This is a genomic window from Amycolatopsis sp. 3B14, assembly GCF_050958625.1.
Lineage (GTDB): Bacteria > Actinomycetota > Actinomycetes > Mycobacteriales > Pseudonocardiaceae > Amycolatopsis_E > Amycolatopsis_E thermoflava.
The window spans coordinates 166,147-176,039 of record NZ_JBHZEN010000009.1 but is presented as its reverse complement, the minus strand read 5'-3'; the positions used below and the strand labels follow the sequence as shown (position 1 = coordinate 176,039).

7 protein-coding genes and 3 pseudogenes are annotated in these 9,893 nt (G+C 66.1%); 7 read left to right on the top strand and 3 right to left on the bottom strand.

Going from position 1 to position 9,893, the window contains the following annotated elements; genetic code table 11:
* Positions 1–150: 150 nt before the first annotated feature.
* The 7 genes and pseudogenes from ACCP09_RS06910 to ACCP09_RS06880 all read left to right on the top strand — a co-directional run bounded on the left by ACCP09_RS06910 (position 151) and on the right by ACCP09_RS06880 (position 5,530).
* Entirely contained in the window at positions 151–891 is a 741-nt protein-coding gene (locus ACCP09_RS06910) for an IclR family transcriptional regulator (RefSeq protein ID WP_433744131.1), read from the top strand.
* A 610-nt stretch (positions 892–1,501) separates the two neighbouring features.
* On the top strand, positions 1,502–2,887 hold the full coding sequence (locus ACCP09_RS06905; protein WP_027935183.1) for an MFS transporter: 1,386 nt from the start codon (positions 1,502–1,504) through the stop codon (positions 2,885–2,887).
* A gap of 138 nt (positions 2,888–3,025) precedes the next feature.
* Positions 3,026–3,253, top strand: a complete 228-nt coding sequence (locus ACCP09_RS06900) for a hypothetical protein (RefSeq protein ID WP_433744128.1) — start codon at positions 3,026–3,028, stop codon at positions 3,251–3,253.
* A 67-nt stretch (positions 3,254–3,320) separates the two neighbouring features.
* Positions 3,321–3,714 (top strand): annotated as a pseudogene (locus ACCP09_RS06895) (ABC transporter ATP-binding protein); the annotation flags it as partial.
* Positions 3,711–4,438 (top strand): annotated as a pseudogene (locus tag ACCP09_RS06890) (MlaE family ABC transporter permease). The pseudogenes ACCP09_RS06895 and ACCP09_RS06890, both read left to right, overlap by 4 nt.
* An 8-nt stretch (positions 4,439–4,446) precedes the next feature.
* Positions 4,447–4,879, top strand: a pseudogene (locus tag ACCP09_RS06885) (ABC transporter permease); the annotation flags it as partial.
* A 102-nt stretch (positions 4,880–4,981) separates the two neighbouring features.
* Positions 4,982–5,530, top strand: coding sequence for a hypothetical protein (locus ACCP09_RS06880; RefSeq protein ID WP_433744125.1), 549 nt, complete (start codon positions 4,982–4,984; stop codon positions 5,528–5,530).
* A gap of 379 nt (positions 5,531–5,909) precedes the next feature.
* On the opposite strand, the gene ACCP09_RS06875 is transcribed toward ACCP09_RS06880, so the two are convergent.
* The 3 genes from ACCP09_RS06875 to ACCP09_RS06865 are packed head-to-tail and all read right to left on the bottom strand — an operon-like array spanning position 5,910 to position 9,813.
* Positions 5,910–6,476, bottom strand: a complete 567-nt coding sequence (locus tag ACCP09_RS06875) for an RNA polymerase sigma factor (RefSeq protein WP_433744122.1) — start codon at positions 6,474–6,476, stop codon at positions 5,910–5,912.
* 56 nt (positions 6,477–6,532) lie between these two features.
* A complete protein-coding gene (locus ACCP09_RS06870; RefSeq protein ID WP_433744119.1) occupies positions 6,533–7,951 on the bottom strand; it encodes a phytoene desaturase family protein in 1,419 nt (472 codons plus the stop codon).
* 47 nt (positions 7,952–7,998) lie between these two features.
* A complete protein-coding gene (locus tag ACCP09_RS06865; protein ID WP_433744116.1) occupies positions 7,999–9,813 on the bottom strand; it encodes a DUF3556 domain-containing protein in 1,815 nt (604 codons plus the stop codon).
* Positions 9,814–9,893: the final 80 nt, after the last annotated feature.

The following is a 9,893-nucleotide window of genomic DNA, read 5'->3' as shown; positions in this document are numbered from 1 at the left end:
CGGCATCGGCGGCAACACCCCCGCCAGCCGCGGAACCAACCTCACCAAACAGCACACCTAGCCCGTCCGTATATACGGAGGAAGCTCGTATATCTGGGTAGAGAAGGTTGTCGCGCTCGTGCGTCAACGCGTTCCGGCTACACTCAGCGCGTGCCACCTCGTCATCACCGCACTGTCGATCGGGTGATGGCCATCCTCGAGATGGTCGCTCCGGTGCGTCACGGACTGTCGCTGGCGGATCTCGCCGAACGGCTGGGTGCCCCGAAGAGTTCCGTGCACGAGCTGGTGAATGGACTCGTGGCCACCGGGTACCTGGTCGAGCGCGATCACAGGTTCGGCCTCGGCTCGGCGCCGTTCATCCTGACTCTGAACGGGAACCGCGTGGCGGCTCAGGACATCGATCGCGAGCTTCTGCCGCGCATTCACAAGGAAGTCGGCTGCAGCGTACTGATCGGCATCCAGGTGGGAATGTCGCTCGTGTTCGTCGACCACATCGGTGATGAGCCCGCGCTGGAGTTCGCTGCCCGCAACCACAGTCGCCGGTCGCTGTACGGGTCCGCGTCGGGAAAGATCATCCTGGCGAACCTGCCGGTGCGGGAGATGGATTCGCTGTTGTTGTCGGCGTCGTCCGCCGAGCAGCCCGAGGTGGACCGCTTCCTCGCCGAGCTGCCTGAGGTAAGGGCGACCGGCCTCGCCTACAATCCCGGTCGCACTGTGCCCGGCATCTACTCGGTGGCGACCGCGCTGCGACGCTCCGACGGTGAGCTGATCGGCGCCGTGTGCGCGCTCGGTCCCGCCGACCTCCAGGACTCGCTGCCCGAAATCGGACGTCGAATTCAGGAACTGCTCAGTGATGGGCAGGTCGATCCGGGTGAGTCTGTGCGACCCTAGGCGATGCTCGGCCACGACGTTGCTGGCGGCGCGCGCCAGGTCGGTCATTGCGGCCGTAGTCCTCGCCGCGGCAGACCCGCGTCGACGGTCTGGCGAGAAGACGGAACTTGTGCTGCCTGGCTGTCCCGGACAATCGGCCTGACGTGGTCCCTGTGCTCCGCCGCGCCTGCGCCCTGGCTCGAGCCTGATCACAGGTAACGCCGCCAGAACGCACCGCGGCCCCGCCGCTGAGCCGCCTGCCACGACCTTGAGGGCCACCTCAACCGGACAGTTCCGATCCGGTCATCTGCTGGCGGACGTGGTGCCAACGACTCGTCAGCCCGCGGTCGGTACGGGTGGGCACCGAGAAGGCTACAGCGGCTGGTCGAGTCGGGCGTTCGCGGCGTTCGACCCAGCTTCGCAGGCCGTGCCGGCACGGCCTGCACGCCGATCTCGGACCTTGACGCCCCGTATCCGTGGCCATAAGGTTGCGACCGGCATTACGGACGCCTATCCGTAAATACGGATACCAGGCAGGCGATGAGGCTAGCTGTGGCTCTGGAATGCGCGGCGCCCCTTGCTTGTGGCCCAGGTGGTCAACCCGGCCGATTCCCCCAAGGACGGAGGACCTATGCGTATCGACGACGTTGCCGTACGCATCGACCGATTGCAGCGCTGGCCGTACTCGCCGCGCGTGCTCTTCATCGCCGGCGTTAGCTTCTTCTTCGCCTACTTCGACATCGGCAATATCGGCAGCGCTCTGCCTGCCGCCCTGAAAGCCCTGCACGCGACGACGGCCAGTGCGACCACGGTCGTCAGCGTCGGGCTCTGGGGCTACATCGTCGGCGGTCTGATCAACAGCGTGGTGGCCGACCGGTACGGCCGTCGCGCGGGCCTTCTGATGGCGACCGTTCTCTACGGCGTCGGTTCACTGGTCAACGCGCTGGCTCCCTCGATCGAGGTCTTCACCATCGCGCGTTTCGTCTCCGGGCTCGGTATCGGAGCGACGCTCGGGGTCATCAGCACCTACATGAGCGAGCTCGCGCCGGCGGCGAGCCGGGGGCGTTACATGGCAAGGACGACGCTGCCCGCACTCGTCGGGTATGCGCTGGTCCCGATCATGTCGGTGTGGCTGATTCCCACATTCTCGTGGGGGTGGCGGGCCATTCTCATTGTCCCGGTGGCAGGCGCCGTGATTTTCATCCTCCTCTACCGGTCGCTGCCGGAGTCGCCGCGATGGCTCGTCCTGCACGGGCGTTCCGCAGAGGCGGAGAAGATCCTGCGAGCCGCGGAAGTGCGGGAGGGGCTGGATACTCCGGTGTCGTCGTCGCCGACCGGCACGCAATCGCCGGAGCCCGCACGCGACATCCGCGTTCTCTTCAGCCGTCGTGTCCTCCCGTGGATGCTGCTCTTTTTCGTAATCTGGCTGCTGAACTACCTGCCGGTGTACGCGGTCGTGGGCCTCGGTACCACGCTGCTCACCGAGCACGGGTTCAGTCTTGCCAAGAGCCTGCAGATGACGCTCGGCTCGAGTCTCGGCATCGTCCTTGGTGGCCTGTTCGCGATGTGGGTCGCCGACCGGGTACCGCGGAAGGTGCCGGCTGCGGTCGTCTCCGGCCTCGTCGCGGTGAGTCTTGGGCTGGTGGCCATCGCGCCGTCCAGTCCGGTCATCTTCGCCGCCTACTTCCTGGTCGCGTTCCAGATCGGCATCTTCGCTCCCTTGATGTACCTCCTGACGGCGGAACACTTTCCGACGGCGGGCCGCACCACGGCTATGGCGCTGTGCAACGGCGTGGGACACGTTGGCGGCGCGATCGGCCCCTTCATCGTTCTTGCGCTGTACCGGGCTGCCGGTTTTTCCGCGGTATGGGCCTTCCTCGGGGCCCTGTTCCTGCTCCTCGCCGTCACCACGCTGGTCGCCAGGAACACCACGGGCAAGGCGCTGGAGACCGTGACGACCGAACCGGCCGTGGAATCCGGGTCCGCCTCACCGGCGCGGCCCGACCGGGTTTCCTGACCGCCTTCTTTTGCGGTTTGAACGCGCACTCGTGTACCCGTTTCTCGGATGTGTAGAACGGAGAATGTTGCGCATGGGATTCGCTGTTACCGCAGGTCGGCGGCTTGCTTGTGCCGCATTGGGGGAGAAGTTTGACCTGTGTCCGCCAGGGCTGGCTCGACCGCCCGGTTGCGCAGCCCCGGCGACGTCGATCACGCGTTCACGATTGTCCTCGTTATCACCGACGGCGACCAGCACACGCTCGTCGGCCTCGACGGCGTCATCATCGCCGAACCAAACCGCTCCGCGCCGGGTGTGAAGGACGTCGGCAACGGCCGACCTCGAGGCCTGCGCCCCAAGACGCCCGTTCCGTCACCGAAGTCCTGAGACATCAACCGTTACCGATGTCCTGATGCAGAACCGTCACGCATGTCCAGAGACATCACATCGGGCCCGCGAGGTGCTGCTGATCAGAGAGGAGCCGGTCGTCAAGCAGTTCCTCAACGGCCGCATGGACGGCCCGATCGGCATGTCCGAGGAGAAGGACACCGCCCAGATGACCGCCGAGCGCGCCATGTTCGAGGCCGGCCACCACGCGGGCGGGGTCGAGGATGTCACTGGCATCCCGGCGCAGATGCAGCCGACCCCGGGCGTGCCGACCAGACAGGGCGCGATCCGCCGCAAGGACCGCGTCATGAAGATCCTGCACCACCCTCCCGCCGGCGGCGCAGGAGGGGATCATCGAGTCGCTGTCACCGGAGGAGCAGCGCCACCACGGCGTGGCGCCGGGGAGGCACGCCCTCACCGACGCCGCGCTGTACCAACCGGTTCACGGTGATCTGGGATGACCCCTGGCAGGGCTTGGTCGTTTCCGGGGTCACCGGCGTTCGTCCAGACTGGCCGGATGTTCGAGCTCGGGCTCGATGTGGCGAGGCTGCTGCCGAAGCGACCGTTCCAGACACGTGAGTTCGTGGGGCAATTCTGGTTCGTGGCGAGCGTGTCGATCCTGCCCAGCGCCCTGGTCGCGATCCCGTTCGGCGCGGTCATCGCGCTGCAACTGGGTTCCCTGACCCGCCAGCTCGGGGCGCAGTCCTTCACCGGTGCGGCGGGTGTGCTGGCCACGGTGCAGCAGGCGGCGCCGATCGTCACCGCCTTGATCATCGCCGGCGCCGGTGGTTCCGCGGTGTGCGCGGATCTCGGCTCGCGGACCATTCGCGAGGAGATCGATGCGATGAAGGTGCTCAGCGTGTCGCCCGTGCAACGGCTCGTCGTGCCCGGGTGCTGGCGATGACCTCGGTCGCGGCGTTGCTCAACGGCTTGGTGAGCATCGTGGGTGTCGCCGGGGGATACGTGTTCAACGGCTTCCTGCAGGACGGTACTCCCGGCGCGTACCTGGCCAGCTTCAACGCACTGGCCCAGTTGCCCGACCTGTGGGTGAGCGAGCTGAAGGCGCTGATCTTCGGGTTCACCGCCGGAGTGGTCGCCGTGGTCATCACCTTCCTGCTGCTGTACTTCGCCAACTTCGTGATCACCACCATCTACCTGCAAGTCGTTCCCGCGAAGGGAAGCTGAGACGAGCGATGTCAACGACGACACGTGCCACGGCGTTGCGGGAGGACTTTCTCGCGCTGGCCGGCAAACCCCTGCGGGCCCTCATGTGGGCACCGCGCACGCTGCGGCGCTATCCCCGGGAGATCCTCCGCCTGTTGTCGGAGGTCAGTTTCGGGACGGGAGCGCTCGCCGTCATCGGCGGTCGCGGGTATCGCGCTGTCGGTGACGGTCGGCTCCGGGTTCACCGCTCAGCTGGGGGCCATGCGCATCTCGGAGATCGCGGGATTCGTCGCGATCATCCCGCTCTACGCACTTGGGCTGCTCACCTCCTACCTCGCGTCCCGGGCGATCACGGTACTGCTCAACGGGTAATCGGCAGGCACCTACGACCACTACTTCAACCTGTTTCTGCCGCCCGGTGACGTCCTCTGGTCCTTCGGCAAGGTGCTGGTGTTCGCGGTCGGCGCGCGGTGCGCAGCGCGATCGTCACGGTCGTCATCCTCGGGTCGTCGGCGACTCGCGTCCGACGTTGGAGCTGCTTGAGCGCTGCGCGCCGGAGTACTCGTGCCTGATGCGTCAGCTGGCGGTCCCGCCAACGACCACATGCTGCACCTCACCATCGAGATCGCCAACAGCCGCGGCAAGTACGTGCCCGGCGTCGACACCCCGTCCTACGACGATCACCGTGGCCCACGCTGCTACAGCCTGGCGCCCGGCGAGAAGGCGCCGCAGTATCCCGGCGGCCGGCCCATCCAGGACGGCTCGTCTTCGCCACCGGCCGGTCCGTCGCTGGCGAACTCCCGGCCCGAGCAACAGCTGTTGTCGGGGTTGCTCGCGCCGCAACTGGCTGTCGCACCATCCGACGTGCCGACCTGGAGCTCGCTGCTGGTCGGCCCGCTGCACCTGGGAAGCGACACGATCCCGGTCCAGCAGGCTGCTCCCGCGCTGGACCTGGCCACCCTGTTCAACGACTTCAAGCGGCTCTTCCAGGCGCTGTCGCCGGAGGACGTCAACAAGCTGTCGTTCGAGCTCATCCAGGTCCGTCGACCTCGGGTAGCGACCGCGCGAACGCGACGGCGGCGCACCAGTCTTCACGGTGGCGACGGATGCTGAGCAGCTCTCGCGGTTGGCCGTCGCCGTGGCCGAAGTGGCGGTCAGCTCGGGCAATAAGACTTCCAAAATAACGATCAACGCTCATCGGACCGAAAACGATCTAATATGACGCCGATGAGGGTGCCGAGCAGTGGCAGCCAGATCGGGCATAACATCAAGACGAGAAGTGGTGCCATGAACTTTACGATCACCATAAAATCGTGCATATTATTCCAATTCTTGGCTCGCACTATCGGCGCACATGGGCAGGAATTTCAGGCGTACGCAGTCGTTCGAGTAGTCCATTAAGAGGTTGAATATCGCACTTCATGCAATATTCAACGGCATGTCACATGCGGCGAGTTCGTGAGCCATTAGCCGTGCAAGCGAACGCGTGGCTCTATGCTGCAGGGCGCGAATACTGTTGGTATTTCTTGTTCATCATCGTAGCCACCTCTGCGACCGAGAGTCCTGCGAAGAACCGTAGAAGCAGGCACTCTCGCTGAAGGTCACTGAGCTCGCCGAGGTATCGACGAAGAGTGCCGGCTTCGATCCGGGACAACGCGAGCAGATCGACCTCCTGGGCTGGATCAGGCCTGTCGTGGTGCTCGCCGTCGAGTAATTCACGGCGATAGCCGGAAGACTTGCGGTGGTCGCGAACGAGGTTATTCGCAATGGTGTACAGCCAGCCCGTGAAAGAACCTAATTCCGGGCGGAAATCCGGCAGTTTTCGCCATGCCCTCAGAAAAGTTTCACTGGTGAAGTCCTCGGCTGTCGCAGTGTTCGCTAGGCGGATTCGAAGGTAACGAAATATTGACGAGGCGTTGCTGCTTGTATATGGCAGCAAAGGCGGCTGGGTTGCCGGAACGAGCTTGTTCAAGTACATCGTCGAGTGGCGGCATTGCCTCTCTCTTCCCGCCTGATGCCCGGCGTGAAAAACACGAGCTTCTTCGGGTGAACTGTTCATCGGTTCTGCAAAGTCAATGTCGCAGTGAGCCGGTCGCGGCCGACGGATTGGAGTCGTCAGATCTGTCGAAGGTGGCGAAGAGCGCGTTGGGCGGCGTGCGCACCACACATGCCGTGCGCGCCTGGGCCGGGCGGGGTCGCGGCGGAGCAGAGGAAGTGGCCTGGCAGGCCGGTGTCGTAGGGCCGCAGCGTCGCGCGGGGTCCGAAGACGAGTTGTCTCCAGTCCTTGGCTCCGGTGAGGATGTTTCCGTCGGTGAAGTTGGAGTTGTCCGCCGCGAATTGCGCGGGGGACGTGCTGTTGCTGGCCACGATGCGGTCGCGGAACCCGGGGGCGAACCGCTCGATCTGGGCCGTGATCGCTTCGGTGGCATCACCGGTCCAGCCGCGAGGAACGTGGGCGTAGGCATAGACCGGATGGATGTTCCCGGCGGAACGGGAGGGGTCGGCGAGGTACTGTTGTCCGACCAGGACGAACGGGCGTTCCGGCATGCGTCCGGTGTGGACGTCTCGCTCGACCTTCGCAACCTCGCTCGCGCTGCCTGCCACGTGGACTGTGCCGGCTTTGCGCGCCTCGGGTGCGGTCCACGGAACGCCGTCTTCAACGGCGTAGTCGACTTTGAAAGCTGCTGGACCAGAACGGAAGCGCCGGTAGGCGCGGGCGACGCGCGGGGGTAACTGGTCTCCCAGGATGTCGGCCAGGGCCGTCGGGGCGAGGTCCCAGACGACGATGTCGCTGGGCGGCAGCTGGGCCGCCGACCGGATCCGCACGCCGGTCTCGATCTTGGCTCCCAAGTCGAGGAGGAGAGCAGCCAGCGCGTCCGTGATCGACCGTGATCCGCCCTGGGCGACGGCCCATCCGTACCGGTGGCCGGCGGTGAGGATACCCAGGCCGATGGCCGAGGACAGGGGCAGGTCCAGGGGCCGGAACGCATGTGCGGCGGTGCCCATCCACAGAGCTCGTGCCTGTTCGGTGTGAAACGCCCGCGCGAGGACAACAGCCGGCGCGAGCGTCGGAACACCGAAGTGGGCCAGGCGCACCGGGTGACGAGGCACGCGCAGCAGCGGTCCCATGATGTCGTCGCTGAGCTGGTCGTAGCCGGCCGCACTCCGCTCGAACAGCGCCCGCCAACGACCGCCGTCGCCGTGGAGTCCTGCCGCAGTCTGCTCGACCGAGCGGTGGAGGACGCCGGCGGATCCGTCGTCGAGAGGGTGGACGCAGTCGATCTCGGGCAGCATCCAGCGCAGCCCGTACCGATCGAGGCCCAGATCGCTGAGGATCGGCGAGCCTGCCGCCATGGGATGGACCGCCGCACAGTGGTCGTGCAACAGACCCGGGACGAGAGCCTCCACCGTTCTGGTACCTCCGCCGATCGTCTCGGCCGCCTCCAGGACGGTGACCTCGAGCCCGGCGCGTGCCAGGATGGCCGCGGCGACCATCCCGTTGGGTCCGCTGCCGACAATCGTGGCGGTCGTCATCCGATCTTCTCCTTCGACATGACTGGATCCCCGACCTCGCGTGCTCGTCAGGAGGTAGCCGCGGGAGTGGCACCGGCCGAGGTCCCCGGGCGCTTCGGGCTCGCCGCCGCGGCGAAGGCGGTGTTTCCGGCTTCGGTGCGGTGCACGTCGTGCACGGGGTAGTTACGTCCGTCGGTAGGCCACGGCTGGCGTGCGCGCATCTCCGCGACGGTGACAGTGCCCGTCTCCAGCAGCCCGAGCGCGGCATCGTGGATCTCGTAGTGCTGGTCCTGACGCTGGATGGGCTGCCCCTCGAGCGTCACGATCCGCACGTCACCGGGGAGGAACCCGCAGCGCTCCTGGATGGCGCGCAAGAGCTGGTCGTCGTGGAGGTGAGCTTCGCCGAAGTTCCAGCCGATCGCAAAACCGGCGATCAGCTCGCCGTCGATGACGATCACGTCCGGGTCATCGCCGGCCACCCGGTCGACGAGCCCGTTGTGGGCACGGCCGTGCGAGTGCATCGCCCGCCAGCTCTGCACCTTGCCCGCCATGAGGGCGGCCGTACGCGCGTCGTAAAGACGAGCCAGCTGCTCGGTTGGGAGGGCGCAGCTGGTGGTGAGAACCTCGGCCATACGGGCCAGAGCTGCAGGCCGGAACATCCACGAGCTCGTTGCCCAGTTGCCGGCGTAGTACCGCATCGCCGGCAAGAACGACACCAGGTCGGGCCGCACGTTGCCCAGCAGCGGCAGCACCACCAGGCTCGGGAGCAGCACCGCCAGCAGCCACGGGTTCTGCAGCTGCCACACGGTGTGGGTGCCGTGGGCGCCGAACAGGTAGAACAGCGAGAAGATGAAGAAGACGTTCCACTCCAGCGGCACGCCCATCGGGATGGTCGAGAGGATGTGGAGGTGGAAGAGGACCATGTAGATCAGCGCCACCCACGTCAGGATGCCGCCATCGCCAAAGAAGACCAGGAACAGCGGCACGCCGTACTCGGTAGCCGTACCGAGGTGCGCCAGCATCGTCGGCACCCAGGACGGCCGCAGGTCCTTCGGGTAATCGCGGTACATCAGGCGCTTGATCGCGCGGAACCGAATGAGGGGCGCATTGCTCATCATCACGGCCACCACGTACGGGAAGTGGTGGTTGAGTTTGGACGTGGCCGCACCCCACCACAGCGCGAGCATCACCAGCTTGAAGCCGATGAGCTGATCGCCATAGGCGAAGAAGAAGATGAACAGGGACAGCCAGTACTGCTCACCCCGCGCCGCGAGGAAGATCGTCTTGTCGCGCAACCCCAGCACGGCCAGCGCGACGATGAGCGGAACGACGGTCAGCGGATCGAGCAGCCCGGCGCCCTCCGCACCGGCCACCGCCATGCCCCCGGGCTGAAGGAGGGCGTACATGGCTCCGAGCAGCACGACCAAGTACAACGCGACGTCGACGATCGTGCGCCGGCTGCCCTTCGTCAGCGGAACACGCGTCGGCCACGGTGGAAGCCGGATCGTGCCCGGCCGCAGCCAGTAGAGGATCGAGCCGATTGGCGGGAAGAACCGCGAGGTCAGCGGGCCGGAGCCGCAGCCAAGACCGATCACCTCGTACAGCAACGTCCACACGATGAGCTTCTGGTAGACGATGCCCTGATCCCACCACGATGCGATGTCTCCGACGCCACCGATGCCGGGGGTGGCGGCCACGAACGTCAGCGCGCCGCCTACATAGATGACGAGCTTGAGCAGGTAGAAGCTGTACACCAGCACCGGGCTGCCGAAGCCGTGGTCGACCCAGTGGCGAGTCAGGACCTGCAGGCGCTCGCTGCGGGAGCGTTGCTGCCACTCTGTGATGTCGGGGACGTCGGGCAAGGTGGGTTTCAGCAATGCCATGGGAACAACCTCGTTGTTGTGCGGTGTGGACGAGCGCCGCGGGTGCGTCGTCGCCGGGACGCGCAGGGCGGGGATCACCG